The following is a 24,822-nucleotide window of genomic DNA, read 5'->3' as shown; positions in this document are numbered from 1 at the left end:
GCGCCGGTGAAGGCTCGCGGCAAGAGGGCATCGGGATGAGGATCGCGATCACCGGCTCGTCCGGCCTGATCGGCGCCGCGCTGACGGCTAGCCTGCGAGCGGACGACCACCAGGTTGTCCGCCTCGTCAGGCGGCCGCCGCGCGCGGGCGCGCAGTCAGGCGAGGAGGTCCGCTGGGACCCGCGCGCGGCCGACGCCGGCGATCCGGCGCTGTCCGGCGTGGACGCCGTGGTGCACCTGGCCGGCGCCGGGGTCGGCGACCACCGCTGGACCGCCGCGTACAAGGCGGAGATCAGGGCGAGCCGTGTGCTCGCCACCCGCGCGCTCGCGTCGGCGCTCACCGCGACCCATCCCGCGCCGAAGGCGTTCATCTGCGCCTCGGCGATCGGCTGGTACGGCGACACCGGCGGGCGTGAGGTCACCGAGTCCGCCCCGGCGGGCAAGGCCTTCCTGTCCCGCGTCGTGCATGACTGGGAGGCCGCAGCCGACCCGGCGCGCGAGGCGGGCATCCGCGTCGCGCACCTGCGCAGCGGGCTGGTGCTCGGCGCCGGGGGCGGCGTGCTCGGCCGTCTCGCGCTGCCCGCTCGGCTCGGTGTGCTGCCGCGCTTCGGCGACGGCCATCAGGTGATGAGCTGGATCTCGCTGACCGACGAGATCCGGGCCATCCGCTTCCTGCTCGACGGGCCGGGCGCGGACGAGCGCAGCGGCGCCTACAACCTCACCGCGCCCAACCCGGTCAGCAACGACGAGCTCACCGCGGCGCTGCACGCCGCGTTCAAGCGGCCCGACTTCCCCTGGCTCCGGGTGCCTTCATTTCTGCTCAAGCTCGGCCTTGGCGAGATGTCAGCTGAGCTGCTCACCAGCGCGCGGGTGCTGCCGGCGCGGCTGCTCGATGCGGGGTTCTCGTTCGATCACGCGACGGTCGGCGCGGCACTCACCGCCGAACTGCCCCGCTGACGCTGCGGGCTGGCTCGTTGCTGGGTGTACTTCGGCCCAAATGTGTACACCCGCTCTTTTCGGGATTGGCCTGTGTGGTGCGTCGGGTGGCTGAGGTTCGCGCGTTGGGGGCCTGGGTGGGTCGGCTGACTGGGTGCGGGGGCTGGCCCGCTTGCCTGCGGGTCCGGGCGGGGCTTGGGTCCGGTTTGGGCGTGCTGGGCGGGCTGGGCGAAGCTATGAACCGGGCTGCATGATGATTTCGAAGTCGGCGTGGCGGAAGGGGAGCTTGGTCATGTGCCACTGCTCCGCCTTGGTCTCGTCTGTTACCTCCTTGAAGTCGACTACCAGGGATTTCTTGACAGCGAATACGGTGTCGGACTCGATGTACTGGCTGCCTGCTACGAAGATGTGGGTGGTCAGGGGGCGGTGGCTTGGGGCCTCGACGATGAAGTGGATGTGGGCGGGGCGGAAGGCGTGCCTGCCGGTGGCGTTGAGCAGTTCGCCTACGGGGCCGTCGGTGGGGATGGGGTAGAAGCTCGGCACGATGGTGCGGAACCAGAAGCGGCCATCCTCGTCGGCGGTGAAGAGGCCGCGGCCGTTGGTCCTTGGCTGCACTTCTGGCTGCTGGACGTCGTAGAAGCCCTGGTCGTTGGCCTGCCAGACGTCGATCGTGGCGCCGGGGAGCGGGGTGCCGTCTACCGAGACGACCCGGCCGGTTACCACGCAGGGCGTGCCCGTGCCCACCAGGTCGACGTTGTCGCCTAGGTCGCGGACCGGGGACTCGACCACGTGGAACGGGCCGAGGACCGTCGACTCGGTGGCCACGCCGAACTTCCTGTTGGAGATGGTCTCGGTCAGCATCGACAGCCCGAGCACGTCCGACAGCAGGATGAACTCCTGGCGCTCGTCGTCGCACTTGTGTCCCACGCGGGTCAGGAAGTCGATCGCCTTCTCCCACTCGGGGATCGTCAGCTCGACCTCGCGGGCGAACCCGTGCAAATGCCTGACAAGCGAGGTCAGGATCTCGCGTAGCCGGGGGTCCGTGTCCGGCGCGAAGGACTCGATGACGGCGTCGGCCGCGGTTTCCTCTGTGAAATCGGTTGCCATGGCGACGAGATTATGTCCGCGGCGCGCGGCGGGTCTACCGCCGCGACTGTGTGATCTTGCACCGGGAGCCGGCCGGGTCCGCGCCGGGAGACGCGGCGGTCTCACTCGCGTCGTACTCTCGATGTCGTGGACTCTGAACTCGTTTTCGCGCACGCAGGCTTCGGGTCGAACGCCGTGGACTATGTCCAGGGCTGGGACATGCAGCGCGCGGTGCACGCACGGCGAGTCAGCGGCGAGGTCCCCGACAGCTGCCTGCTCCTCGAGCACACGCCGGTCTACACAGCGGGCAAACGGACCGCGCTGTCCGACCGGCCGGTCGGCGACCCAGGGGCCCCCGTCATCGATGTCGACCGCGGCGGCAAGATCACCTGGCACGGGCCGGGGCAGCTCACCGCCTACCCGATCGTCAAGCTGCGCGAGCCGATGGACGTGGTCGCCTATATCCGCGCGCTCGAGGAGGCGATGATCCGGGTCTGCGCCGAGTTCGGGCTCGCCGCGATCAGGGTCGAGGGGCGCTCAGGCACCTGGATTCCCGCCTCCGGCGGCCTGCCTGACCGGAAGGTCGGCGCGATCGGCGCCCGGGTGGCTAGGGGTGTCACCATGCATGGCCTGGCGTTCAACTGCGACTGTGACCTGTCCTGGTACGACCGCATCGTGCCCTGCGGCATCAGGGACGCCGGCGTGACATCGCTCACCACCGAACTCGGCATCAGGGTGTCGGTCGCCGACGTGACGCCGCTGCTCGAACGGCACTTGGCGGCGGCGCTCGGCTACCGGGGCTGGCAGCGGATCCACACCGTCGCGCCGCTGCTCGCGTCGGCGGCCTAGCCGCCCGCCCAGGTCGCGTTGCGATCCCCGGCGGTCACCCGCCGAGAATGCGCGCCTTCTCCCGTTCGAATTCGGCCTCGCTGAGGACCCCGGCGGTTTTCAGTTCGCCGAGCTGCGCTAGCTGGGCGAGCCGCTCGCCGGTATCGGCCTGCGGCGCCGCCATGGGCGCGGCCTGCTGCGCCGCCATGGGCGGTGCCTGCTGCGGCACCGGCGGAGCGGCGGCGTGGTCCTGTGCCGCCCAGCGTTGCTGCTGCCTGCGCTGCACCCGTCCGTGGACTGAGCTGGCCACCGCCACCGTCGCGGCAGTCTTCAGTATGCCCACCGTCATCTCCTCCTCTAGGACCGCTCGCTCGCGTCGAGGGCGGCGACCAGGTCGTCGGCCGGTACCCCGCCGTCCGCGATCAGCCGGGCGCCCTCCCGCCGCCAGGCGTCCGCCAGGCCGAGAATCCAGCGGTTCTCGTACACGATGACGGCCGCGATCGCGCCCGGCTCGATCGCCGCGTCGATCAGGGCGACATCGGCCTGATCGAGCAGGCCGCAGGAGGCGCCGGCCCAGAGGCTCAGGTCGATGCCGTCGGGATTGCCGAGCTCGCTCGCCTCGACTCTCCGCGAGGCTCCCGCGGCGTCCTTGGCGACGAACTCCACGTCAAGAATCCGGATGGTGCCCTGATCCGCGAGGGAGAGCAGCTGTTCGAAGCCTGGCGCGCCGATATGACCGTGCGGAAACTCGACCACGATGAAGTCAACAGGGCCGAGTTCGTCGTCGTCTGGGGGCGTGTCTGATCGCATGAGTCCTCCGTTCGCGGCTACAGCGGGACGGTAAGCCCGCGCGCCGCGAGCGGTCATCACCCTGTCAAGGTGATGTCCCCCCGGATGCTTGGCGAGTGAAATAGGGCGCGCGGGCTCGGGGCCGCCCGCAAGCCTCCGCGGGCAGCGCAGGGCCGGCTGACGGCTTGAAGAGGCCAGGAACGTTTCACGGAAGGTCATGACATGACACACAACACCGATTTCAGCACGCTCACCCAGCGGGTCAACGACGCCCAGGCCAAGATCAAGGCCGCTGCGAGCACCGGCCGCGATCAGCTGAAGGCCCAGGTGCAGCAGGCACAGGCCGAGGCCGAGCAGCAGGCACGGGAGATGAAGGCGAACATGGCAGAGACTCAGGCCGAGACCGCCACCGGCTGGGAGACCATGAAGGACCAGTGGCAGGCGCACGTCGCGCAGCTCCACCAGCGGGCCGGCGACAAGAGGGCCGAGCGGGACGCCCGCAAGACGGAACTGAAGGCCGAGGCGGCGGAGGAGTACGCCGATGACGCGATCGGCTTCGCGATCGCGGCTGTGCAGGAAGCCGAGTACGCGGTCATGGATGCGATGCTCGCCCGCGCCGACGCCAACGCGATGTAGGGGCCAGCTGAAGCGCTCGCCAGCACTCCTGCCTACGTTCCCCGGCGCGACGGGCCAGGGCGCGCGAGGGGCCGCGGGAACGTAGGCTGGTGAACGTGGTGCATACTCCGGAACTGGCCCCTGAAGGACGGCGGTTGCTGCGGCTCGAGGCGCGCAACGCCGAGACGCCGATCGAACGCAAGCCGCCGTGGATCAAGACCCGGATACGCACCGGGCCCGAGTACACCGCGCTGCAGCAGCTAGTGAAGTCGGAGGGCCTGCACACGGTGTGCCAGGAGGCAGGCTGCCCGAACATCTTCGAGTGCTGGGAAGACCGCGAGGCCACCTTCCTGATCGGCGGCGACCAGTGCACGCGGCGCTGCGACTTCTGCCAGATCGACACCGGCAAGCCGCAGCCGCTCGACCGTGACGAGCCGCGGCGGGTCGCCGAGTCGGTCGCCGCGATGGGGCTGCGGTACGCGACGGTCACCGGAGTAGCCCGCGACGATCAGCCGGACGGCGGCGCCTGGCTGTACGCGCAGACCGGGCGCGAGATCCACGCGGCCGTGCCCGGCTGCGGCGTCGAGCTGCTCGTGCCCGACTTCAACGCCGAACCCGAACAGCTCGCCGAGGTGTTCAGCGCGCGGCCCGAGGTGTTCGCGCACAACCTGGAGACGGTGCCGCGGATCTTCCGCCGCATCCGGCCGGGCTTCCGCTACGAGCGGTCGCTCGACGTGCTCCGCCAGGCCCGCGACGCGGGCATGGTCACCAAGTCCAACCTGATCCTGGGCATGGGCGAGACCCGCGAGGAGATCGCGCCCGCGATGGCCGACCTGCGGTCGGCCGGCGTCGAGCTGCTGACGATCACCCAGTACCTGCGGCCGTCCGCGCGGCACCATCCGGTGCACCGCTGGGTGCACCCGGAGGAGTTCGTCGCGCTGCGCGACGAGGCCATCGCGATGGGGTTCGCCGGCGTGATGTCCGGCCCGCTTGTCCGGTCCTCCTACCGGGCGGGCAAGCTGTACGCGCAGGCGATCGAGCAGCGTTCCGCCGCGGCGGCTGGCTAGCCATCTGCCGCCTGGACTACCAGGCAACCGTGACGAGCGACCCGCTGCTCATCACCGCGGGGAGCGCGTTGAACGTCTTCTTCGTGAAGACGCCGAACTTGTCGTCGCGGGCTGCCGGGTCACCAAGCATGGCGATGACCCTCGACCCGTCGGCGCTCGACCAGCCGAGGGCCGCGCTCTTGGCCCTGGGGCCGGCGGGCACGCAACCGGGAGACTGCGCCAGTGTGGTCAGTTCCTGGGCACCGTCGCCGAGCTGGATCTGCTGGAAGAGCGCGGGGTGGGCCGGCGCATTCTTGCCGCAGCCCGGGCCAGTCGCCGCGCGCATGGGGACATAGCTTCCGGCGCAGGTGAAGGTCCTAGCCCCGGTCGAGAGCGACCAGCCGTCGGCCGCGACGCAGGTGAAGCTGGCGCCCGCGGGCGTGTAGTAGTCGCCGATCCCAGCGCGCAGCCTGCTCGCCTTGACCAGGTCCGGCTGACGGGGCCCCTGCGCGGTGAAGTCAAGCAGCCGGATCTGCGAGCCGTTCCAGGCATAGGCGAGTCCGCCGCCGTCCGGGGTCCAGCGCAGCGCGGTGGCCAGGCCGGCGGTGTCGAACGGGTCAGGACGGGACCCGGCGGCCGGCGGCGTGGCGGTGATCCGGCCCTGCGCCGATGACCAGTGGTCCAGCTCCCTGCCCGTCGCGACCGACCACAGGCCCAGCTGGGGACGCCCGCTGGCCGAGGACCAGGACGGGCCGGAGAACTGCTGGTAGGCCACGGCCAGCATGGTGCCTTCGGGAGAGATCGCGATACCAGTCACGTTCGGGACCACCGGGATCCGCAGCTGAGTGAGTTGCGCGACGTGCGCCGTGCCCGGTGAGATCCGCAGCAGGTACCAGGTCTCGAACCAGATCCCGCTGACGGTCTTCTCTCCGGGCGAGTAGCTCGTCGCGCCGACGACGAAGGCCCGGTCGTCGGCCGCGCCTGACACCACGTTAAACGTCATGCCGTGCGGCGGCGTCACGGTGGCCAGCCGCTTGCCGGTGGCAGTCTCGCCGACGACGAGCACGGTCTGGCTGGCCGAACTGGTCTGTGGCGCCGGCGGCGCATAGGCGTACCAGCCGAACGCCGGGAGCGTCACGTAGTACGGCGGCACGCTGGCGGAACCGCTGGTCCCCGCCTGCGCCGACGGCGCGGCGGTGCTTGGCGGGGCCGCGGACTCCTTCGGCGCGGAGCGCACCACGGCCAGCGAGAGCGCGATCGCGACCACGGCGACGGCCGCGGCGGCGGGGACCAGCCACAGCCGCCAGGCGCGGCTGGCCGGGCGGCCAAGCCGGGTGAACCGAGTCGAAGCGGCGGTCCGCGGCGGCAAGCGCAGCGGCGGCGCGCCCGTGACGGTGTCGCCGATGGCGCGCATCGCGGTGACGGCGCGTTCCTGGGTCCCGGTCATGAGTCCTCCTTCAGCAGCCGGCCGAGCGCCGCGACGGCGCGGGATGTCGCGGACTTGACGGTGCCCGTGCTGATGCCCATCACGCGGGCGGTCTCGTCCTGGGACAGGTCGAGGTAGAAGCGGAGCACCAGGGCTTCACGCTGGCGGTCGGGCAACGCGCGGATCGCGGCAAGCACCCGCTGGTTTTCCTCGCCGACAAGCACCGTGGCCTCGGCGGACTCCACGATTTGCGGCGTGACACCGTGCCTTGTGCCGCGATGGCGCTGGCGCAGCGCGTTCCTGCACCGGTTGAGGACGGCGGACCGCAGGTAAGCCAGCGCCTTGCCCGTGTCGGCGAGCCCGTCCCAGTGCCGGTACAGCCCGAGGAACGCGTCCTGCACCACGTCCTCGGCCGCCACCCGGTCCCCGAGCATCACGATGGCCAGCCGGATCAGGCCCACCGCGTGCCCCTGATAGAGCGCGGTGACGCCTGCCGTGGCGTCCAGGCGCCCGTCCGGGGCATCACCGGCGTCCGGCGCCATGCCCGGGCGTTCAGAGGTATCCATCGCGTCCACGAAGCAGAGACACCTGTCGCGTCCTTGGGTTGCTCGCGAGGCTGAAGATCTTGCCCGCGATGTCCTGGCTGTGGCGGCCAGTCAACCACGGGCAACGGCCGGCCACCGCTAGGCTTGCCAAACGTGAGCGAACGGCTACCGGAGAGAATCAGGGAGATCGCGGCCGGACAGGTGGAGCGGCTTGCCGCCGTGGTGGCGGGGCTCAGCGACTCTGACCTGGTGGCGCCGACGCTATGTTCGGGCTGGCTGGCGGCGCACCTGCTGATGCACATGCGGCTCGGGCTCGCCGAGCACGCGCTCAGCTTCGCCGAGCCCGCCGCGTCTGGGGATGTCATCGACAGGGACTACGTCAGCTACTGGCGCGACTGGCCGCCCGCGACCGAGCCCGTCACGTACGCGCAGGCCAGGTTCCACTGGGCGAACGGCAGCGCGTACGCGACCGCCGACGGGCTGCGGCAGCACTTCGCCGACACCGCGCGGCAGGCGGCGGCGATGAGCAGGAACGCGCCGGCCGGGGCGTTCCTGCTGCAGGGGCATGTCATGGACGCCGACGACATCCTGGCGATGTGGACGACCGAGTGGGTGATCCACCAGCTCGACCTGACCGCGCGCCTGCCCGGCGAGCGGCTAGGACCACGGCGCGACGCGCTCACGCTCGCGCTGCGCACCTTGGACGAGCTCACCGGCAGCCCGGCGCGGCCGCCGGCCTGGGATCCCGCGACATACCTGCTCAAGGGGACGGGACGGGCCGCGCTGAGCGACGCCGACCGGACGTTCCTCGGCGAACGGGCGGACGCGTTCCCCGCGTTCGGATAGGCGCCCGCCTGCTGCTTTGCCACGCCCCGGGGGCACTGGTGACGGGACGGAGTCGGCCGAACACGTTCGGACTGACGGGTATGGGACTTTGACTCTCGTCGGTTACAGCCCGGTGGGCGCGAAACCGTATGCTCACTGATGTTGGCACGCGTGTTACTGGAAAGGCTGAGCCGGTGGTTGACAATTACAGCGCTGAGGACCTCGCGAAGGCCGGGCGGTTCAAGCAGATCCGCATGGTCGCGAAGCTGGTCAACGAGCAGAACCGGCGGGCGATGCCGATCATCTTCGGCTCCGCTGTGCTCGTCATCGCCGTGTTCGTGCTTCTCGGGCTGCTGGTCGGGCCGGCCTTCCTCTTCATCCCGCTTGGCGTGATTCTCGGCGTGATGACGGCGATGATCCTGTTCGGGCGGTTCGCGCAGCAGGCACAGTACTCGGCGATCGACGGTCAGCTCGGGGCGGCGGCCGCGGTGCTCCAGTCGATGCGCGGCGACTGGACGGTCACCCCCGCGGTAGCGGGCAACAGGACCATGGACGTAGTGCACCGCGCGGTCGGGAAGCCCGGCGTGGTGCTTGTCGGCGAGGGTGTGCCCGCCCGGGTCGCGTCGCTGCTCGCCGCGGAGCGGAAGAAGACCGAGCGGGTCGCGCACGGCGTGCCGATTCACGAGTTCCAGGCCGGCAGCGGCGAGGGCCAGGTCCCGGTCAGCAAGCTGCAGCGAAAGATCACCATGCTGCCCCGCACGCTGCGGCCTGCCGCGGTGTCGGACCTGAACTACCGGCTCAAGGCGCTGGCGCCGACGATGCAGATGCCCAAGGGGCCGATGCCGAAGGGCGCCCGCATGCCGAAGATGCCCAAGCAGCAGCGCTAGTCACCTTCGTCGTGCAGGACGCACGACAGCGGGGGTACGGAGGTCGTCCCCCGGGAGGCTAGAGCCGCACCACGATCGTGTCGGCGGCGCGGTCGTGCAGACCGCGCTGGTCACGGTCGGTGAGGCACGCGGGGACGACGAAAAGCAGCAGCACGGTGCGCAGCGCCGCCCAGCCGAAGCCGGGGCGGCCGCCGTCGGTGCGGATCACCCGAATGCCGAGCAGGCGCTTGCCGACCGTCAGGCCGCTGACCGCGGTGAGCAGGTAGACCTCGACGGCGAACAGCAGCAGCGTCAGCAGCTGGGCGTCGCGGTAGTGCGCGTCGCCCGCCGCGGCGATGTTGTGGCCCACAATGCTCGAGGCGATCAGGTAGCACAGCAGCCAGTCGACGAGCAGCGCGATCAGCCGCCTGCCCATCGGGGCCACCGACATGGGACCCTCCTTTGGCAAGCCGAAGCGCTTGCCGGGGTAGTCAGGCGTATCATCGGCCACAACGGCACCGGACGCGGCGGCCGGCTTGGTCGCGTTCCTGGTGCGCGGGTTCCTGGGTCCTTGAGCCACAGGACTACGGTATCCGCTCGCCGCCCGCGGCTGGGTTGTCGAAGCTGGCCGGGGCGGTTGCGCGGCTGGTACCGGTGGAGCACGCGTAACACTCACGAAACATCGGGGATACGGTCAGGAAATTGCCGACGGCTACTGTCCGAAGCGATTCCGCCGAAGAAATCGAGTTATAGCTCACTATGCGCGCCCTGTTCAGGGAGGGTTGATGTCGTTCAGCAGTGCTGAAGATGTCCTCAGGTTCATCGCTGAGGAAAACGTGGAGTTCATTGACGTCAGGTTCACGGACCTGCCGGGCACGGTCCAGCACTTCACGATCCCGGTCCAGACGTTCGACGCGGACGTCTTCACCGAGGGCCGGATGTTCGACGGCTCGTCGATTCGCGGCTTCCAGGCCATCCACGAGTCCGACATGCTGCTGATCCCGGACCCGACGACCGCCGTGCTCGACCCGTTCCGCCAGCACAAGACGCTGAACCTGACCTTCTCTGTCTTCGACCCGCTGACCGGCGCGGCCTACTCCCGCGACCCGCGCAACGTGGCCGCGAAGGCCGAGGAGTACCTCAAGGGCACCGGCATCGCGGACACCGCGTTCTTCGGGCCTGAGGCGGAGTTCTACATCTTCGACTCGGTGCGGTTCTCCACCGGGTCGAACGAGGGGTACTACCACGTTGACTCCATCGAGGGCGCGTGGAACACCGGCCGCGACGAGGTGGGCGGCAACCTCGGCGCCAAGCCCCCGTACAAGGGCGGCTACTTCCCCGTGCCCCCGATGGACCACTACACCGACCTGCGCTCGGAGATGGTCAAGAAGCTCATCGAGGTCGGCATCGTGACCGAGATGCAGCACCACGAGGTGGGCACCGCCGGCCAGGCGGAGATCGACATCCGCTTCGGCAAGCTGCTCGAGCAGGCCGACAAGCTGCTGCTGTACAAGTACGTCGTCAAGTCCGTCGCGCGTGCGGCCGGCAAGACCGTGACGTTCATGCCGAAGCCGCTCTTCGGCGACAACGGCAGTGGCATGCACTGCCACCAGTCGCTGTGGAAGGACGGCGCGCCGCTGTTCTACGACGAGATGGGCTACGGCGGCCTGTCCGACATCGGCCGCTGGTACGTCGGCGGCCTGCTCAAGCACGCGCCGTCGCTGCTCGCCTTCACCAACCCGACGGTGAACTCCTACCACCGCCTGGTGCCGGGCTTCGAGGCGCCGGTCAACCTGGTCTACTCGAACCGGAACCGTTCGGCCTGCTGCCGCATCCCGATCACCGGCTCGAACCCGAAGGCCAAGCGGATCGAGTTCCGCGTGCCCGACCCGTCCGCCAACCCGTACCTCGCCTTCGCGGCGATGCTGATGGCGGGCATCGACGGCATCAAGAACAAGATCGAGCCGCCGGAGCCCGTCGACAAGGACCTGTACGAGCTGCCGCCGGACGAGGCCGCCTCGATCCCGATGGTGCCCGGCTCGCTCGATGCGGTGCTCGACAACCTCGAGGCGAACCACGCCTTCCTCACCGAGGGCGGTGTCTTCACCGACGACCTCATCGAGACCTGGATCGCGTACAAGCGCGAGAAGGAGATCGACGCGGTGCGGCTGCGCCCGACGCCGCACGAGTTCGAGCTGTACTTCGACGTCTGACGGGTCTTAGCTGGTTAGTCGCGGAAGCCCGCAGGGAGGTTCTTGACCTCGCTGCGGGCTTTTCGCTTCGCGCGCCCGATCCCGTGTCACATTCACCACTCCGTCTAGCGTTAGCGTCATTTCGTTTTTTCCCGGTCTAAGACGCGGAAAGTGCGGCGTCTTCGGAAGTCCGGCAGGCTGCATTGACGGCATAGTCCAACAGTTTTAGCATGACGAAAATCCCGCCTCGAACTGAGAGGTAAGCGGCGGCTACAGTGCATCGGGCCGCCGGACGGGGGGCAATGCGGCGATGGGCAAGAAATCGCGGCTGATGATTATGGTCGTCGTGATCTTCCTGTCCGCATTGGCAGGCGCTGCCAGTCCCGCCGGCGTTCGGGCAGCCGGCGTCGGCCCTGTCGACCTGGCCGCCAGGATGCTGCAGACCTCCGAACTTCCCCCTGGTTTTCAGCCTTACAAGCCGATGACCGGTCCGGGACATACGGCGCGGCTATCAGGGAAGCGCTCAGCGGCCTTCCGCTGCCCGCGGCGGCGGTTCCCGGTGAACCGGACCGTCATGGTTCAGACCCCCGTTAATCACGATCCGCGCTGGTAAATCCCGGGACTGTCCAGTACTCTGTGATACCGTGTAGTGGTACTCGGTACTACGCAGTACCGAGAGTGCGGAAGAAGGCCGGCGATGGATGACCTGACGGAGATGCTGAAGGGCACGCTTGAGGGCTGCGTGCTCGAAATCATCGGCGGCGAGGAGACCTACGGGTACGCCATCACGCGCCGACTGAACGAACTCGGCTTCGCCGATGTCATCGAGGGGACGGTGTACACCATTCTGCTGCGACTGGAGAAGAACGGGCTCGTGCAGGTGACGAAGCGGCCATCCGGATTGGGCCCGCCGCGCAAGTTCTACGCGCTCAACGACGCGGGACGCGACGAACTCGCGCGGTTCTGGGCGAAATGGGAGTACCTCTCATCGCGAATCGACAAGCTCAAGGAGGGTGGGAGATGACCTTCTGGGAGACCGTGACGGGCAGCGACCTCACCAGGGAATGGAAGGTATTCGAAGCCCGGGCCGAGGAATTGCCAGCCGACTACCGGGCGGTGTGGGAACAGATCAAGGTCCACCTCTTCCCCTATGCGGGCTTCACGGGCCGCAGTCTGATGCCGGTCCTCGACGGCGCTCTGGGATTGCTCGAAGAATCAGCGGCGGACGGGCAGAGCGTTCACGAGGTGCTCGGCGACGACATCAAGGGCTTCTGCGTGGCGCTGGCCGGCGGAGAAGGGGCCCGGAGCTATCGCGACCGGTGGCGCGAGCAGTTGAACAGGAACGTCGCGAGGAAACTAGCCCGGCTGGGAGGCTGACGTGGGCATCCAAGACATCATCGAGGGCAAGAAGCAGTGGCGGGTGCACATGGCGCGGGTCAAGGCGCTCCCGCCGGACTACCAGATCGTCTACAAGGAGATGCAGCGGTACTTCTTCAAGGTCGGACCGGTCGACCTGTCTGACGGGACACTGCTGTCCGGGCTTGTCGACTTCTTCGAGGAGGGCGTCGCGGCCGGCAAGGGAGTACTGGAACTCATCGGCATCGACGTGGCCGCCTTCAGCGACGACCTCATCAAGGACTCTCGCACCTACGCGGACATCTATCAGCAGTCCATCAGCGGGGAATCTGGCAAGTGCTAGCTGGCGCCGGCCCGGGCAACGCCCGGGCCGGCGCTGAATCGCGATGGAAGCCGGCTAGCTTTCGACCTCGACGACGGACGCGCCGTCCGAGGCGCGCTTAACGGCTTCGCAGCCTTCCTTCGCCGATGCCTTGGTCTCATACGCCTCTCCCGAGGCGACTACTTCGCCGTTGCCCGCCTTTAGCCGGAAACGATACTTGCCAGAGCGGTCCTGATATACCTCGAACTTGCCGGCCATAACCTCACTCCTCCCGTGAGAGAACTGCCGTCGGCCCAATTGGCACACGTCGATGACATTGATCGCGGCTTGAACTGCCCGCGACGATGCGGGTGAAACCGGCGGCGCGCCTGGCGCGTCCAATAGGTATGTCGGCTGGAATGCGGCGGGTCACGATTGCGATTGGCGCGACCGCGGTTGCGGCAATCGCCCTGGCGGGGTGCATGGCTTTCCCCTCCTCCGCGGTGCCGCCGCTTGGCGTGACCTTCTCTCCGCAGACGGTCGTGCGGCCCGCCGGGCCCGTCACCATCAGCGCAGCCACTCAGGTGCGGGACATCGTGTCGCTCATCAACGGCATGTCACGCTGCCTGCCGACTCCACCTGGAGCTGCCCAGCGGACTACGGCGGCCGGTTCACCCTGACCTTCCAGACGCGAGCCGGCGGCACGGTTACCGCTGCGGTTTCACTCCCGATGAGCGGTTGCGCCTTCGTGGGCATCCTCGACAACGGGAAAGACCGCGCCGACCTCCTCCCCGGTGACGGCGCCGGGGAAGTCCTCGGGCGAATCGCGCAGATCAGCAGCGTGAACTGACCCGTCGGCGGTCCGTGAGTCACCGGGGTCGCGCTCACTGTCCCTCGGACCGAACCAGATAACCAGGGCGAGCAGGAGCACCGTGATGATCGCCAGGCCCGGGACGACCTGGCGACCTGTCAGGTGCGAAGCCGCCTGGGCAACGGTGGCGACGGGCGTCCCGGCGGCGAGGGCCTCCAGGGTCATGATGACCTCACTTTTGTCAGACGATGTATTCCGGCGACGCCTTCTAGCGATTTGCGCACGGGCTTTACGTGCGTACGCGACGATGGAGAAGTAACCGCTGGCGCGGCTTTGCCGACTTTTGCCCGCTTTTAATAACGGCTGTTTGCGCAGGTCAATGCTAATGCCTTGACTGCCATAGGTCGCGGGAGTCGGGAAAAGGTTTAGCACGAAACCGTTCTGCTGGATATTCTTTTTTCGGTGAAATCGTGTTTTAGCTCGCGGTTAGGATGGGCGGCGTGGATGACTCGGGGTGGATGCGGGTCGCGGTGTCGCTGGCGCGGGAGTGCCCGCCGTCGGATACCGCTTTCTCGGTCGGCGCGGTCATCGTCGGCGCGGACGGGGCGGAGTTGTCGCGCGGTTTCTCCCGCGAGGGCGGCGATCTGGCGGTGCACGCGGAGGAGGCGGCACTCGGCAAGCTCGCCGACGGAGACCCGCGGCTGGCCGGTGCCACCATCTACAGCACGCTCGAGCCGTGCACTGCGCGCAGTTCCCGGCCGCGGACCTGCACCGAGCTGATCATCGCGGCCCGGCTGGCCCGGGTGGTGATCGCCTGGCGGGAGCCCGCGCTGTTCGTGGCGGACTGCCAGGGGGTCGAACTGCTGACGGCGGCGGGGATCCCGGTCACCGAACTGCCGGAGTTCGCCGCCGAGGCGGCCGCCCCGAACCGGCATCTGGTCCGCTGAGCAGGAGTGTTGTGCGATTTTTTGTCACTAGTGCGCACGTTCGCCGACAACTTTCGCTACTCGCCGGTAGCATAAGGTTCCAAGTCACCGCGCTGGGGGGAACCGACGACTCGGTGATAAGGGGCATTTCATGGAGACGACAACCTTCACTGCGCTGTGCGAGCGGGCCGGCCGCTGGTGGACGATCCGCATCCCGCAGGTGGAGGGCCTGAGCGCGCAGATCCGCGACCTGAGCCAGGCCGAGATGGTGGCCAGGCAGGTCATCTCGCGTACCCTCAACATTCCTGCCGAGGCGATCAGGGTCGACGTGCTCCCCGATGCTCCGGCGCCGGTCGCGGACGCGCTGCGGGCGCGGCATGCCGCGCGGATGGCCGTCGACGCGGCCAACCGGGCGACGCGGAGCGCGCTTGAGACGCTGGCCCGCGAGGGGTTCGCGTTCCACGACGCGGCGACCATGCTCGGCCTGTCTCCCGCGGAGATCGAGGTGTACGGGCCGGCGGTGCCTGCGTCCGTCGCTGGTTCCGGTTCCGTTGCTGGCTCGGGCGCCGGCTCCGCTGCTGGCCCTGGAGCTGGCTCAGGCTCCACTTCCGGCTCCGGTTCCGGTTCCAGTTCCGGCGGGGCGTCTGGTCAGTCGACGCCGCCAAGCCAGGGACCGCTCCAGATGGCATGAGAGTCCTGACGGTAAAGGGCTTGGCTGACCGCGCGCACCCCGCCTAAGGTATGAGGCGTTGTGAGCGATGATGAGATGATCGGGCGGATTGACGTCTTTTGCGACACCGTGCCGAGACAGCGCGCCAGGATTGAGACGATCGGTTCCCTCGTCCTCTTCATTCCCGTCGGGTCCGGTTATCCGTACTACGCGCGGCCGCGTGTCGGCAGGCGGCCCCGTGTGTCCGCTGGCGATGTCCGCGCCGCGCGGGCCAGGCAGCGGGAACTGCTGATACCTGAGTCGTTCGAGTGGATCGAGCAGGCCGCGCCCGATATGGCCTTCGCGGCGGCCGAGGCGGGCCTGCATGTGCATGAGCACCCGCTGCTTGTGCTCGAGTCACTCAACGCGCCGCCGGACCTGCCGCCGCGGCTGACCGCCGGCATCCTCGGCGCCGACGACCCCGACGTGGTGCTCGCCTGGTCGGTGCCTGCCGTCGCGTTCGGGCACCCGGGCACGGGCATCAGCGAGGCCGGCGTCACCGAGCGGGACAAGATTGCCGCCGACCACGACGCGGCCACCATTTCCATGCTGCGGGAACGGCTGCGCGCCGGGCAGTCGGTGCTCGCCGCGGCCGGCGGCCCGAACGGGCCACTCGCCGCGGGCAGCTACCAGCTCGCCGGCGAGGTCGCGGAGATCACCGGGATCGGGGTGCTGCCCGCCAGCCGACGCCGCGGGCTTGGTGCCGCGGTCACGCATGCGCTGGCCGCCGACGCGCTGGCGCGCGGCGCGTCGACGGTGTTCCTTTCCGCCTCCGACGCGGAGGTGGCCCGGGTGTACAGCCGGCTTGGCTTCCGTGAGATCGGGACGGCGATGATCGCCGAGCCGCACGACCACGGCTAGGCGACGGGTCCGCCCTGTTCAGCTGTGCTCAGCGTCTGCTTAGGGTGAGGTGGGTGACGCCGCTCGGGCTGTGCACGGCCTCGATCTGGAAGTGGTCTTCGAGCGCCTCTTGCCCGTCCCAGAGCCGCTCCCCGCGCCCAAGCACGATGGGCACAACGACGATGTGCAGGTAGTCGATGAGTCCGGCGGACAGGAATTCGCGGATGGTGGACGGGCCGCCGCCGATGCGGATGTCTGCCCCGGCGGCGGCCGCACGCGCCTGTGCGAGCGCCTCGGCGGGGCTGGCGTCGAGGAAGTGGAACGTGGTGCCGCCGTCCATCGGAACCGAGGGCCTGGGATGGTGGGTAAGGACGAAAACCGGGGTGTGGAACGGCGGGTTGTCTCCCCACCATCCGTTCCACTGCTTGTCCGGCTCCTTGTCCGGCCAGGGGCCGTGATCGGGGCCGAACTTGCCGCGTCCCATGATCTCGGCGCCGATGCCCGTTTCCCAGGCGCTGGCGAACGCGTCGTCGATGCCGGTACTGCCGCCGGGCTGGCCTTGCATGGCGTGGAACGTGCGGGTCGCGAAGAACCACTCGTGCAGCCGGACCCCCGCATGCCCGAACGGGGCATCCAGGCTTTGCCCCTCCCCGGTGCCGAACCCGTCCAGCGATACCGAGAAGTTGTGCACCCGCACTCGCGGCACGATGACCTCCTGACACGTTGCTTCACGACGACCCGGCCCGGTGCCGTGGCCCGACGTCAGTGAGGACGATCACCTGGGCCGAAAGTCATCGTCGGTGTCTAACATCCTGCCAGGTGTGAATGCTTTCGCCTGCGGTCCGGCGTGAATGTTTCTCCTGAGGACGGGCGTGAATGGTTCCGTCTGAGGTTAGGAAAGACTGTCTGTATGGATAGTGTTTCGGCAGATAATGATCTTGAATTAGTGATAATATTCGAGTACTAGAACTTGTAAGCAGCAAATCGAACAAAGGGGAATCCGGATGGGACCGCAGCCGGGACAGGACGACGGGACGGGCGGCACGCCCGGGCCCGGTCCGGCTCCCCCGTCACCGTCCGGGTTCGCCCTCGGCGGCGGCCTGGACGCGTGCGCCGTGTCGGCGGCGCTGGCCGCCGCGGCCGAGGCCGCCTCCGGCGCCGGGTGGCGCTGCGATGGCCTGTCCCGTGACGAGATGACCGGCCTGCTGCGCCGGTGGCAGGCGCTGGAGTCGTGGGCGGCGGCGGGCAAGCTCGGCGTGCTGCGGGCGCTGATCCGCGACGAGGACCAGCCGCTGCCCGGCGGGAGCTACCGCGCCGGCCTGCCCGAAGGCTGGACCAGATCGCTCACCCACGAGGTCGCCGCCGCCCTGGCGATGTCAGTGACCTCGGCGGAGAACCTGATGTGGCTCGCCTGGGACCTGCACGCCCGGCTCCCCGCCACCGGGGAGCTGCTCGCCGCTGGCGACCTCACCCTGGCCAAGGCACGCGCCATCGACCAGGCCCTCGGCCCGCTCACCGACGAAGACACGGCCGCCGCCGAGGCGATGATCGCGCCGGAACTGCCCGGCAAGACCCACAGCCAGGTCGCCAGGCTCGCCGAGCAGGCCGCGATCACAGTGGATCCGCAATCGGCGGCCCGCCGCCGCGAGGAAGCCGAGCGCAACCGGAGCCGGGTGCTGCTGTTCCGCGAGGAATCAGGCGCCGCGGGGCTGTCCGGCCGGGACCTGCCCACCGGCCAGGCCCTGGCCGCGCACGCCCGGGTGGGCGAGCGGGCCGCCGAATACCAGGACTCCGGGGTGTTCGGCGAGGCGCGGATGGACCAGCTGCGCGCCACCGCGTATCTGGATCTCATCAACGGCACCAGCGCCAGATCCCGCATCGCCTGCGGCCAGCTCGCGACCGAGTCCCGGCCCGGCGCGGCCGCCGGCGAGGGACCCGGCACCGCAAACACCCCGCCCGCCAGTCGCCAGCCGGACACCGCAGGCAGCCAAGACCCGGGCAGCGCCGGCAGCCAAGACCCGGACCAGGCACGCGGCACCGGACTCGACATCGGCGACGGCGACGATCCGGACGCAGCACGCGGCGGCGACCGAGGCGCAGCGGACGACTGCGGCCCGGGCGGCGAGGGTCCCGCCGACGGCCGCCCGGCAGGCGACCGTCCCGCCAGCGACGGACCCGCCGGACAGTCATCGCCGCCACGCCTGACCGATCTGGTGCTGCCGCTGGCCACGCTGCTCGGCCTCGGGGAACGGCCCGGCGAGGGCCACGGCCTCGGGCCGCTCGACCCCGAACTCTGCCGCGACCTGGCCGCCGCCGCCATCGCCAGCCCGGCGACCCGGCTGTGCTTCACCGTCACCGACACCGACGGGATCGCGATCGGCCACGGCTGCGCCCGCCCGGCACGACGCCAGACCCGCCAGGATGATTTCGGGTACAGCGCAAGACCCGGGCTGCCCGCCCGGGTGCAGCTGACGATCACCGCCAGCCGGCTGAAATCGCTGGCTGGGGCGGTCGGGCCGCCAGGCAGATCTGCGTGGCGCTTCACTTGCGACGACGACCCCGGACCGCCGGGCGGCTCCGGGCGCTGGACGCTCACCCTGCCCGACGGCAGGCGGTTCGCCGTCGCACTTGAGCCGATGCCCACATTCGACTGCCACCACCGCCACGAATCGCACGCCTACCAGCCCAACGACACCCTGCGCCACCTCGTCCAGGTACGCGACGGGGAATGCACCTTCCCGCCCTGCTCCCGCCACGCCAGGGAAACCGACTTCGAGCACGCGACGCCCTACGACAAGGGAGGCAGAACCTGCGCGTGCAACGCCGGATCACGCAGCAGGCAATGCCACCGCGTCAAACAGTCACCCGGATGGAACCTCACCCAGCCCCGGCCAGGCTGGCATGAGTGGACGACGCCGACCGGGCGGAGCTACACGCAGGGGCCCAAGCGATACCCGGTCTAGGCGAGCCGGGACAGAGGCTCATCGCCCTAGGCCGGGCGGCGGAGGCGGTGCAGGGCGGCGGGGGTGCGGCCGGACAGGGCGCGGCACTCGCGAGTTAGGTGCGGCTGGTCGGCGTAGCCCGTGCGGACGGCCGCGTCGGCCAGGTCGGGGAGGACGGGCGACGCGTCGAGCAGGCGGACGAAGTGCTGGAAGCGGAGGACCCGCTGCAGTGTCTTGGGGCCATAGCCCGCGGCGGCCTGACTGCGGCGGCGGAGCTGGCGCTCGCTGAGGCCCACCAGGCCGGCTACTTCCTCGGTGCGGGCGGCGGGGTCGCGGAGCAGGGTCGCGGCACGGGCGATGGCGTGATCGGCCGCGCCATCCGCAATCAGCCTGCCGGTCAGGTCGAGCAGGCGGGTGGCGGCCTCGGCGGGGCTCAGGTCGGCGGGGAGCCGGGTCGAGGCGGCCTGGCCGGGAAGCACGTCGGCGAGCGGTGCGCGCTGGTCGCGGAGTTCGCTGAGCGGGAGGCCGAGCACCTGGCCGCCGGCGGCCGGGCGGAAGCGGATGCCGACGATGACAGCGCCGGGCGCCTGGTTTCCCGCGGTGAACGGGCCGGTGTCCGGCCCGGCAACGGAGGCGCCCGCGCCCTGCTCCCAGATCAAGTCGCTGCAGCCGTCGGGCAAGATGAGCCCGCTGCCCTGGGGCCGATCCGGGATGACGCTCAGCCACAGGCACGCCACCTGGCCGCGCAGCGCGGCGGGCGGCCGCCACTCCGCGTACCCGGGGGCGAGCCAGGCAACGGGGGGTACCCAGCTCGCCGGCGACGGCCTAACGCCTGTCAGCCTCATGCTGCCAGGATGCCATCTCCCGCCGCGGGCTCGCCAATGCCTCTTGCCGTCGGTCGCAAATGCGTAGGATCTGCGCATGGACCTGAAGGACGCGACGCTCATGGTGCTGACTGAGTCGGCGGGCCAGCCGGCTGTGGCCTCCATCGCGCAGTGCGTGTACCACCGGCTTGCCGAGGGTGAGGACGTCGACTACCGGCTGCTCAAGGAGCTGATCGGCGAGGCGAGCGGCAAGGGTGTGCTCCGGGCCATCCACGCCAGGTACAACCCGGTCGCGTACGAGGCGATCATCAGGCCGATCCTGGACGAGATCGGGCGGCGGGAGCCCGTCCCGCCGCGACGGCGGCCCGCCGGGTACCGCGACGACCCGGAAGCCGACCCGCTGCGGGCCAGCGCCTGGCCACCGCGCTGAGATTCAGCACGGCCGTTTCGTTCAATACGGCCGGGGCAACCGGGTGATGTGATGGGCTCGTGAACAAGACTCCAGATTTCGACGCGGCCGCGGACTTCCTGGCCGGCAACGCGCGAGTGCTCGACAAGCGGATGTTCCAGCGGCTGTTCTGCGGCGGCGTCGCCGAGCCGGTGCGGGACGCGGTCGCCGCCTACCGGAACGCCGACGGCGGGTTCGGGCACGGCATCGAACCCGACTGCCGCACCCCCGCCAGCCAGCCCGCCGCGGTGGAGATGGCGCTGCGGATCATGGACACCTGCGACGCGTGGGACGAGACGCTGGCCAGGGAAGCGGTCGACTGGCTGGTCACCGTCGAGCCCGCCGAGGGCGGCGCGACGTTCGTCCTGCCTTCGGTGTCCGAGGGGCCGCACGCGCCGTGGTGGGTGGCCGCCGAGGGCAATCCGGCGTCGCTGATCCAGACCGGGCAGATCGCCGGCCTGCTTTACGCGCGCGGGCTTGAGCATCCGTGGCGCGACCGGGCCACCGAGCTGATGTGGTCGCGGCTCGAAGCGCTGGCCGAGCCGGGCGGCTACGAGATGTTCGGCGTGCTCGCGTTCCTCGAGAACGTGCCCGACCGGGCGCGGGCCGAGTCGGTGTTCGACCGGGTCGGGCCGCTGCTGCTGTCGCGCGGCATCGTCACCCTCGACCCAGACGCGCCTGGCGAGATCCAGAGCCCGCTCGAGTTCGCGCCGCTCCCCGACTCGATGGCCAGGCGGCTGTTCGAGCCTGTCGTCATCGAGGCGCACCTGGACCACCTGGCCGGGGCGCAGCGCGAGGACGGCGGCTGGACGTTCAACTGGATGGCCTGGTCTCCGGCCGCGGCGGCCGACTGGCGCGGCTTCCTGACGGTGGAGAACCTGCGCATCCTGCGCGCCAACGGCCGGGGCTGACATTCCGGGAACGTCCGGCCTGTGTGAGATGCTTTGCGCCGGTAACACACCTCGAGGCGCTGGCTATCGCGCGGATTGGCGGTCCCCTTTGCCCAAGCCACCAGCCCGGCGCATGCTGCCCGTGCTCGCCGCCAGCACCGCGGTGCTGTTCGCCGGAGGAAGCGCGGCGACCGCGGCGGTGCGGGCCGCCAACCCGGCCGTCGGTCCGGCTGCCGGTCCGGCCTGGGTTCCTCGTGCACTGGAACGGCACGTCGTGGACGCGGGTCAGCCTCCCGTTCGGCGGCCACCCGATCACCGGCGCGCCGGTCGCGTCCGACGGGCGAGGCGGGATCTGGTACCCGCTCGCTGTGGGCAACCGGCGAGGTGGACTCCGTGGACCTCACTACCGCCGTGCTCAAGTACGGACCGTGACACGCTGCCCGGGTTAGCCGTAGAACAGGCGGTCCATGACCTTACGGGCGCGGCGGGCGGTGCGGCGGTACTCCTCCTCGAGGGCCGCCGCCGGGGTGTCTGACCAGGAGGACGGTCCGTTCGACGTGTCGACGTGCGGGGCCGAACCGTTGGATGCGGCCGGCTTGTAGCCGAGCAGCCTGGCTACCGCGGTTAGCTCGTCCTGCCTGGCCGGCAGGGTGTCGCCGGGGCGGCCGCGGACCAGCATGATCGCGTCCCTGATCCGTGCGGCGAACCGCCAGGCCTCGCTGAGCGCGGTGGCGTCGGACTCGGTGACGAGGCCGGCATCCAGCGCCGCGTCGAGGGCGGCCAGGGTTCTGGTGGTGCGCAGGCCGGGCACCGCGTGGCCGTGCTGCAGCTGCAGCAACTGGACGGTCCACTCCACGTCGGACAGGCCGCCGGGGCCGAGCTTGAGGTGCAGCGCGCGGTCGGTGCCACGCGGTATCCGCTCGGCCTCGACGCGGGCCTTGATCCGGCGGATCTCCCGCGCGGCGGCCTCGGTGAGGCCGCCGCTCCGGTAGCGGTACTTGTCCGCGACCGCGATGAACTTCGCGCCGAGCTCGGTGTCGCCCGCGGCGAACTCGGCGCGCAGCAGCGCCTGCCATTCCCAGACGGCCGCGCGGCGCGCGTAGTAGGCCTCGCAGGCGCCAAGCGAGCGGACAAGCGGGCCCTGCTTGCCCTCGGGGCGCAGGTCCGCGTCGACGAGCAGTGGCGGGTCGGGCGCCGGGATCTGCAGCAGCCTGCGCAGCTCGGCGCCGACCGCCTGCGCGGCCTCGGAGGCGCGTCGCTCCCCCGCAGCGTCCTCGAAGGGCAGCGGGTCGAACACGAAGATGACGTCGGCGTCGCTGCCGAATCCGGATTCGTGACCGCCGTAGCGGCCCATCGCGATGACCGCGAACCTGACCGGCAGCGGCCCGCGCTGTTCGGTCTCGATCTTCGCGATCGTCGCGGTGAGCACGGCGTCGAGCGACGCCGTGGTGATCGCGGTCAGTGCCTCGCCGGTCTCCGACAGGTCAATCAGGCCGAGCACGTCCGCGACCGCGACGCGGAACAGCTCGCGGCGGCGCAGCGAGCGGACCGCGACCGCGACCTGCTCCGCGTCGCCGGCATGCCGCCGCGCCGCCGCCAGCATCTCGGCGCGCAGCGCGTCGAGCGGCTTGGGCACCAGCTCGGCGTCGTCGGCGAACAGCGCCACCGCGTCGGGCGCCCGCAGCAGCAGGCCGGTCGCGTACCGGCTCGACGCGAGCACGGCGGCCATCCGCTCCGCGGCCTTGGTCTCGTCGCGCAGCAGCCGAAGGAACCAGGGAGTCTCCCCGAGTGCCTCGCTGACCTGGCGGAACGCGAGCAGGCCAGCGTCCGGCTCCGCGGCGTCCGCGAACCAGCCGAGCAGCACGGGCAGCAGGGTCCGCTGGATCGCGGCACGGCGGCGCAGGCCGGAGGTCAGCGCCTCGATGTGGCGCAGCGCGCCCGCCGGGTCACGGTAGCCGAGCGCCTCAAGGCGAGCCATGGCCGCCTCGGGGGTGAGCCGCGCCGCCTCGGTGGGCAGCTTCGCCACCGCGTCGAGCAGCGGCCGGTAGAAGAGCTTCTCGTGCAGCCTGCGCACTCGCTGCGCGGTCTTCGACCAGGCCTCGTTGAACGCCTCCTCCGGCGGCTTCGCGAGGTCGGCGCGGGCCGGGGCGGCCTGGCGCGCGCCGCCCGGCGGCACCTTGGGTGCGACAGGAGCGTGCCCGTCGGGCGGTGCCACGCGCACGTTCGGGATCATCGGTCTGACGCCAGTGCCGAGCGCCCGGCCGAGGCGGCGCAGCACGGCAGCGTCGGTCGGCAGCGTGTGGGTGCGGCGGAGCTGGTAGACCTGAAGCAGGTGCTCGGTCTGCCGCAGGAAGCGGTACGCCGTGGCCAGTTCCTCGGCGTCCGCGCGGCCCACGTAGCCGTTGTCCGCGAGGGCGGCGAGCGCGGGCAGCGTGGCGGGGACGCGCAGCCGCTCATCGGTGTGGCCGTGCACGAGCTGCAGCAGCTGGACGGCGAACTCGATGTCGCGCAGCCCGCCAGGGCCCAGCTTGAGCTCGCGGCCCGCCATGTTCTTCGGCAGCGTGTTGAGCACCCGGCGGCGCATCGACTGCACGTCCTCGACGAAGTTCTCCCGCGCGGACGCCTGCCACACAAGCGGCGCCACCGCGTCCGCGTAGCGCCTGCCGAGCGTCAGGTCGCCCGCCGCGGGCCGGGCCTTGAGCAGTGCCTGGAACTCCCAGGTCTTCGCCCACCGATCGTAGTAGGCCAGGTGGCTGGCGAGGGTGCGGACCAGCGTGCCCTGGCGGCCCTCCGGGCGCAGGTTCGGGTCGACGGGGAACAGCGTGCCCTCGGGCGTGACCTGGTCGCAGGCTTTGATCAGGCCGGTGGCGAGCCTGGTGGCCGTCTTGAGCGCGGCCTCCTCATTCGCCGGACTGCCGTCGGGACGCGGTACCGGCTCCGCCACGAAGATCACGTCGATGTCGCTGGAGTAGTTCAGCTCCCGTGCGCCGCACTTGCCCATCGCGACCACCGCGAGCCGCACCGGCGCGGCGTCCGCGGGCAGCTCGGCGCGGGCGATGGCGAGCGCCGATTCGAGCACCGCGTCGGCCAGGTCGGCGAGTTCCTCGGCCACTTCGTCGACGGTCGCGACGTCCGTCATGTCGCGGGCGGTCAGGTGCAGGATCCGCCGGTGGTAGGCGGCGGCGAGGGCCGCGGGCGCCCCCGACGGGTCGCTCGCGACCGGCTCGGTGTCGTCGGGGCCGGCCCCGACGGCGCGGAGGAACTCGGCCCGGATCGCCTTCGCGTCGGGCCTGCGGGCCGCCTCCGGCCCGCGCAGCAGCGCGCTGTCTTCCGGATGGCGGGTGAGATGGTCGGCAAGGAACTTGCTGACACCGAGCACCGCGATCAGCCGGGCACGGAACGACGGGTCATTGGTGAGCGCGGCGATAAGCCCCTCGTACCGCGAGGCGATCTGCGCGAGACCGGACAGGGCCAGGTCGGGATCGGCGGCCTGGGCGAGCGCGACGAGGACGGGCTGGACCTCGCCGCCGATCCCGAGCGCGGCAAGATCGCGTTCCGCCCTCGGGACGTCGGCGAAGCCCATCCTGGCCAGCCACCCGGACAGCGAGGTACGCGCGCCGCT

The 24,822-nt window shown here is 70.4% G+C and carries 29 protein-coding genes; 18 read left to right on the top strand and 11 right to left on the bottom strand.

What is annotated here, in order from left to right:
• Nucleotides 1-35: 35 nt before the first annotated feature.
• Nucleotides 36-956: a TIGR01777 family oxidoreductase gene (locus EAS64_RS35095; RefSeq protein ID WP_145860182.1), complete on the top strand. Its 921-nt coding sequence runs from the start codon at nt 36-38 to the stop codon at nt 954-956.
• 213 nt (nt 957-1,169) lie between these two features.
• Here the strand turns inward: EAS64_RS35095 and EAS64_RS35090 are convergent, their stop codons facing one another.
• Nucleotides 1,170-2,042, bottom strand: coding sequence for an intradiol ring-cleavage dioxygenase (locus EAS64_RS35090; protein ID WP_145860180.1), 873 nt, complete (start codon nt 2,040-2,042; stop codon nt 1,170-1,172).
• 126 nt (nt 2,043-2,168) lie between these two features.
• On the opposite strand from EAS64_RS35090, the gene lipB reads away from it, so the two are divergent.
• Nucleotides 2,169-2,870 (top strand): lipoyl(octanoyl) transferase LipB, encoded by a 702-nt coding sequence (gene lipB / locus EAS64_RS35085; protein WP_145860178.1) that lies wholly within the window; start codon nt 2,169-2,171, stop codon nt 2,868-2,870.
• Between the two features lie 34 nt (nt 2,871-2,904).
• On the opposite strand, the gene EAS64_RS35080 is transcribed toward lipB, so the two are convergent.
• Together EAS64_RS35080 and EAS64_RS35075 are read right to left on the bottom strand one after the other, a co-directional pair.
• Complete coding sequence (locus EAS64_RS35080) at nt 2,905-3,192, bottom strand: SHOCT domain-containing protein (RefSeq protein ID WP_145860176.1); 288 nt, start codon at nt 3,190-3,192, stop codon at nt 2,905-2,907.
• Between the two features lie 14 nt (nt 3,193-3,206).
• Nucleotides 3,207-3,659 (bottom strand): DUF6325 family protein, encoded by a 453-nt coding sequence (locus EAS64_RS35075; protein WP_145860174.1) that lies wholly within the window; start codon nt 3,657-3,659, stop codon nt 3,207-3,209.
• 201 nt (nt 3,660-3,860) lie between these two features.
• Between EAS64_RS35075 and EAS64_RS35070 the strand changes: the two genes are divergently transcribed.
• Together EAS64_RS35070 and lipA are read left to right on the top strand one after the other, a co-directional pair.
• Nucleotides 3,861-4,274, top strand: coding sequence for a YtxH domain-containing protein (locus EAS64_RS35070; protein ID WP_145860172.1), 414 nt, complete (start codon nt 3,861-3,863; stop codon nt 4,272-4,274).
• 113 nt (nt 4,275-4,387) lie between these two features.
• Nucleotides 4,388-5,320 carry a lipoyl synthase gene (lipA, locus tag EAS64_RS35065; RefSeq protein WP_145860762.1) on the top strand — a complete coding sequence of 311 codons (933 nt, stop codon included), beginning with the start codon at nt 4,388-4,390 and terminating at the stop codon, nt 5,318-5,320.
• A gap of 16 nt (nt 5,321-5,336) precedes the next feature.
• On the opposite strand, the gene EAS64_RS35060 is transcribed toward lipA, so the two are convergent.
• A complete protein-coding gene (locus EAS64_RS35060) occupies nt 5,337-6,746 on the bottom strand; it encodes a WD40 repeat domain-containing protein (protein WP_145860170.1) in 1,410 nt (469 codons plus the stop codon).
• Nucleotides 6,743-7,291, bottom strand: coding sequence for an RNA polymerase sigma factor (locus EAS64_RS35055; RefSeq protein ID WP_246116009.1), 549 nt, complete (start codon nt 7,289-7,291; stop codon nt 6,743-6,745). The genes EAS64_RS35060 and EAS64_RS35055 overlap by 4 nt, the downstream gene beginning before the upstream one ends.
• Nucleotides 7,292-7,423: 132 nt before the next feature.
• On the opposite strand from EAS64_RS35055, the gene EAS64_RS35050 reads away from it, so the two are divergent.
• Both EAS64_RS35050 and EAS64_RS35045 read left to right on the top strand, forming a co-directional pair.
• Nucleotides 7,424-8,116, top strand: a complete 693-nt coding sequence (locus tag EAS64_RS35050) for a maleylpyruvate isomerase N-terminal domain-containing protein (protein WP_187366403.1) — start codon at nt 7,424-7,426, stop codon at nt 8,114-8,116.
• 173 nt (nt 8,117-8,289) lie between these two features.
• A complete protein-coding gene (locus EAS64_RS35045) occupies nt 8,290-8,982 on the top strand; it encodes a DUF4191 domain-containing protein (protein WP_246116008.1) in 693 nt (230 codons plus the stop codon).
• A gap of 58 nt (nt 8,983-9,040) precedes the next feature.
• On the opposite strand, the gene EAS64_RS46400 is transcribed toward EAS64_RS35045, so the two are convergent.
• The gene (locus EAS64_RS46400) at nt 9,041-9,412 is read right to left on the bottom strand and encodes an RDD family protein (protein ID WP_145860164.1); all 372 of its coding nucleotides are present in this window, start codon (nt 9,410-9,412) and stop codon (nt 9,041-9,043) included.
• A 334-nt stretch (nt 9,413-9,746) separates the two neighbouring features.
• Here EAS64_RS46400 and glnA point away from each other — a divergent pair, with 334 nt between their 5' ends.
• From glnA to EAS64_RS35015, 5 genes are all read left to right on the top strand, one after another.
• Complete coding sequence (glnA, locus tag EAS64_RS35035; protein ID WP_145860163.1) at nt 9,747-11,174, top strand: type I glutamate--ammonia ligase; 1,428 nt, start codon at nt 9,747-9,749, stop codon at nt 11,172-11,174.
• Between the two features lie 289 nt (nt 11,175-11,463).
• The gene (locus EAS64_RS35030; RefSeq protein ID WP_145860160.1) at nt 11,464-11,766 is read left to right on the top strand and encodes a hypothetical protein; all 303 of its coding nucleotides are present in this window, start codon (nt 11,464-11,466) and stop codon (nt 11,764-11,766) included.
• A gap of 84 nt (nt 11,767-11,850) precedes the next feature.
• Nucleotides 11,851-12,177, top strand: coding sequence for a PadR family transcriptional regulator (locus EAS64_RS35025; protein WP_145860158.1), 327 nt, complete (start codon nt 11,851-11,853; stop codon nt 12,175-12,177).
• On the top strand, nt 12,174-12,530 hold the full coding sequence (locus EAS64_RS35020) for a DUF1048 domain-containing protein (RefSeq protein WP_145860156.1): 357 nt from the start codon (nt 12,174-12,176) through the stop codon (nt 12,528-12,530). The genes EAS64_RS35025 and EAS64_RS35020 overlap by 4 nt, the downstream gene beginning before the upstream one ends.
• A gap of 1 nt (nt 12,531) precedes the next feature.
• Entirely contained in the window at nt 12,532-12,852 is a 321-nt protein-coding gene (locus tag EAS64_RS35015; RefSeq protein ID WP_145860154.1) for a DUF1048 domain-containing protein, read from the top strand.
• A 54-nt stretch (nt 12,853-12,906) separates the two neighbouring features.
• Here the strand turns inward: EAS64_RS35015 and EAS64_RS35010 are convergent, their stop codons facing one another.
• Nucleotides 12,907-13,089 (bottom strand): YegP family protein, encoded by a 183-nt coding sequence (locus tag EAS64_RS35010; protein ID WP_145860152.1) that lies wholly within the window; start codon nt 13,087-13,089, stop codon nt 12,907-12,909.
• 203 nt (nt 13,090-13,292) lie between these two features.
• Between EAS64_RS35010 and EAS64_RS35005 the strand changes: the two genes are divergently transcribed.
• Complete coding sequence (locus tag EAS64_RS35005) at nt 13,293-13,490, top strand: hypothetical protein (RefSeq protein ID WP_145860150.1); 198 nt, start codon at nt 13,293-13,295, stop codon at nt 13,488-13,490.
• A 41-nt stretch (nt 13,491-13,531) separates the two neighbouring features.
• Here the strand turns inward: EAS64_RS35005 and EAS64_RS35000 are convergent, their stop codons facing one another.
• Complete coding sequence (locus tag EAS64_RS35000; protein WP_145860148.1) at nt 13,532-13,846, bottom strand: hypothetical protein; 315 nt, start codon at nt 13,844-13,846, stop codon at nt 13,532-13,534.
• A 266-nt stretch (nt 13,847-14,112) separates the two neighbouring features.
• Between EAS64_RS35000 and EAS64_RS34995 the strand changes: the two genes are divergently transcribed.
• The 3 genes from EAS64_RS34995 (at nt 14,113) to EAS64_RS34985 (ending at nt 16,117) form a co-directional block, all read left to right on the top strand.
• The gene (locus EAS64_RS34995) at nt 14,113-14,568 is read left to right on the top strand and encodes a cytidine/deoxycytidylate deaminase family protein (RefSeq protein ID WP_145860146.1); all 456 of its coding nucleotides are present in this window, start codon (nt 14,113-14,115) and stop codon (nt 14,566-14,568) included.
• 130 nt (nt 14,569-14,698) lie between these two features.
• The gene (locus EAS64_RS44115; protein WP_187366402.1) at nt 14,699-15,238 is read left to right on the top strand and encodes a hypothetical protein; all 540 of its coding nucleotides are present in this window, start codon (nt 14,699-14,701) and stop codon (nt 15,236-15,238) included.
• A gap of 60 nt (nt 15,239-15,298) precedes the next feature.
• Entirely contained in the window at nt 15,299-16,117 is an 819-nt protein-coding gene (locus EAS64_RS34985) for a GNAT family N-acetyltransferase (RefSeq protein ID WP_222849842.1), read from the top strand.
• A gap of 28 nt (nt 16,118-16,145) precedes the next feature.
• On the opposite strand, the gene EAS64_RS34980 is transcribed toward EAS64_RS34985, so the two are convergent.
• Nucleotides 16,146-16,802 (bottom strand): dihydrofolate reductase family protein, encoded by a 657-nt coding sequence (locus tag EAS64_RS34980; RefSeq protein WP_145860144.1) that lies wholly within the window; start codon nt 16,800-16,802, stop codon nt 16,146-16,148.
• A gap of 298 nt (nt 16,803-17,100) precedes the next feature.
• On the opposite strand from EAS64_RS34980, the gene EAS64_RS34975 reads away from it, so the two are divergent.
• The gene (locus EAS64_RS34975; RefSeq protein WP_145860142.1) at nt 17,101-19,059 is read left to right on the top strand and encodes a DUF222 domain-containing protein; all 1,959 of its coding nucleotides are present in this window, start codon (nt 17,101-17,103) and stop codon (nt 19,057-19,059) included.
• A gap of 26 nt (nt 19,060-19,085) precedes the next feature.
• Here EAS64_RS34975 and EAS64_RS34970 read toward each other — a convergent pair whose 3' ends face one another.
• Entirely contained in the window at nt 19,086-19,883 is a 798-nt protein-coding gene (locus EAS64_RS34970; protein WP_145860140.1) for a DUF6597 domain-containing transcriptional factor, read from the bottom strand.
• 76 nt (nt 19,884-19,959) lie between these two features.
• On the opposite strand from EAS64_RS34970, the gene EAS64_RS34965 reads away from it, so the two are divergent.
• On the top strand, nt 19,960-20,292 hold the full coding sequence (locus tag EAS64_RS34965; protein ID WP_145860138.1) for a hypothetical protein: 333 nt from the start codon (nt 19,960-19,962) through the stop codon (nt 20,290-20,292).
• A gap of 59 nt (nt 20,293-20,351) precedes the next feature.
• Entirely contained in the window at nt 20,352-21,221 is an 870-nt protein-coding gene (locus EAS64_RS34960) for a hypothetical protein (RefSeq protein ID WP_145860136.1), read from the top strand.
• Nucleotides 21,222-21,645: 424 nt separating this feature from the next.
• Here EAS64_RS34960 and EAS64_RS34955 read toward each other — a convergent pair whose 3' ends face one another.
• Nucleotides 21,646-24,783 carry a bifunctional [glutamine synthetase] adenylyltransferase/[glutamine synthetase]-adenylyl-L-tyrosine phosphorylase gene (locus EAS64_RS34955; protein WP_145860756.1) on the bottom strand — a complete coding sequence of 1,046 codons (3,138 nt, stop codon included), beginning with the start codon at nt 24,781-24,783 and terminating at the stop codon, nt 21,646-21,648.
• Nucleotides 24,784-24,822: the final 39 nt, after the last annotated feature.

It is taken from the genome of Trebonia kvetii, from assembly GCF_007827045.1.
GTDB classification, from domain to species: Bacteria; Actinomycetota; Actinomycetes; order Streptosporangiales; family Streptosporangiaceae; genus Trebonia; species Trebonia kvetii.
The sequence above is the reverse complement of the archived record's forward strand: the minus strand, read 5'-3'. Positions and strand labels throughout refer to the sequence as shown.

Excerpts from the sequence above, each read along its gene's own strand:
- EAS64_RS35095 (WP_145860182.1), top strand. The coding sequence starts at position 36 with ATGAGGATCGCGATCACCGGCTCGTCCGGCCTGATCGGCGCCGCGCTG.
- EAS64_RS35090 (WP_145860180.1), bottom strand. The coding sequence starts at position 2,042 with ATGGCAACCGATTTCACAGAGGAAACCGCGGCCGACGCCGTCATCGAG.
- EAS64_RS35075 (WP_145860174.1), bottom strand. The coding sequence starts at position 3,659 with ATGCGATCAGACACGCCCCCAGACGACGACGAACTCGGCCCTGTTGAC.
- EAS64_RS35070 (WP_145860172.1), top strand. The coding sequence starts at position 3,861 with ATGACACACAACACCGATTTCAGCACGCTCACCCAGCGGGTCAACGAC.
- EAS64_RS35060 (WP_145860170.1), bottom strand. The coding sequence starts at position 6,746 with ATGACCGGGACCCAGGAACGCGCCGTCACCGCGATGCGCGCCATCGGC.
- EAS64_RS35055 (WP_246116009.1), bottom strand. The coding sequence starts at position 7,291 with ATGGATACCTCTGAACGCCCGGGCATGGCGCCGGACGCCGGTGATGCC.
- EAS64_RS46400 (WP_145860164.1), bottom strand. The coding sequence starts at position 9,412 with ATGTCGGTGGCCCCGATGGGCAGGCGGCTGATCGCGCTGCTCGTCGAC.
- glnA (WP_145860163.1), top strand. The coding sequence starts at position 9,747 with ATGTCGTTCAGCAGTGCTGAAGATGTCCTCAGGTTCATCGCTGAGGAA.
- EAS64_RS35030 (WP_145860160.1), top strand. The coding sequence starts at position 11,464 with ATGGGCAAGAAATCGCGGCTGATGATTATGGTCGTCGTGATCTTCCTG.
- EAS64_RS35025 (WP_145860158.1), top strand. The coding sequence starts at position 11,851 with ATGGATGACCTGACGGAGATGCTGAAGGGCACGCTTGAGGGCTGCGTG.
- EAS64_RS35020 (WP_145860156.1), top strand. The coding sequence starts at position 12,174 with ATGACCTTCTGGGAGACCGTGACGGGCAGCGACCTCACCAGGGAATGG.
- EAS64_RS35010 (WP_145860152.1), bottom strand. The coding sequence starts at position 13,089 with ATGGCCGGCAAGTTCGAGGTATATCAGGACCGCTCTGGCAAGTATCGT.
- EAS64_RS35005 (WP_145860150.1), top strand. The coding sequence starts at position 13,293 with ATGGCTTTCCCCTCCTCCGCGGTGCCGCCGCTTGGCGTGACCTTCTCT.
- EAS64_RS35000 (WP_145860148.1), bottom strand. The coding sequence starts at position 13,846 with ATGACCCTGGAGGCCCTCGCCGCCGGGACGCCCGTCGCCACCGTTGCC.
- EAS64_RS34995 (WP_145860146.1), top strand. The coding sequence starts at position 14,113 with ATGGGCGGCGTGGATGACTCGGGGTGGATGCGGGTCGCGGTGTCGCTG.
- EAS64_RS44115 (WP_187366402.1), top strand. The coding sequence starts at position 14,699 with ATGGAGACGACAACCTTCACTGCGCTGTGCGAGCGGGCCGGCCGCTGG.
- EAS64_RS34975 (WP_145860142.1), top strand. The coding sequence starts at position 17,101 with ATGGGACCGCAGCCGGGACAGGACGACGGGACGGGCGGCACGCCCGGG.
- EAS64_RS34970 (WP_145860140.1), bottom strand. The coding sequence starts at position 19,883 with ATGAGGCTGACAGGCGTTAGGCCGTCGCCGGCGAGCTGGGTACCCCCC.
- EAS64_RS34965 (WP_145860138.1), top strand. The coding sequence starts at position 19,960 with ATGGACCTGAAGGACGCGACGCTCATGGTGCTGACTGAGTCGGCGGGC.
- EAS64_RS34955 (WP_145860756.1), bottom strand. The coding sequence starts at position 24,783 with ATGGGCTTCGCCGACGTCCCGAGGGCGGAACGCGATCTTGCCGCGCTC.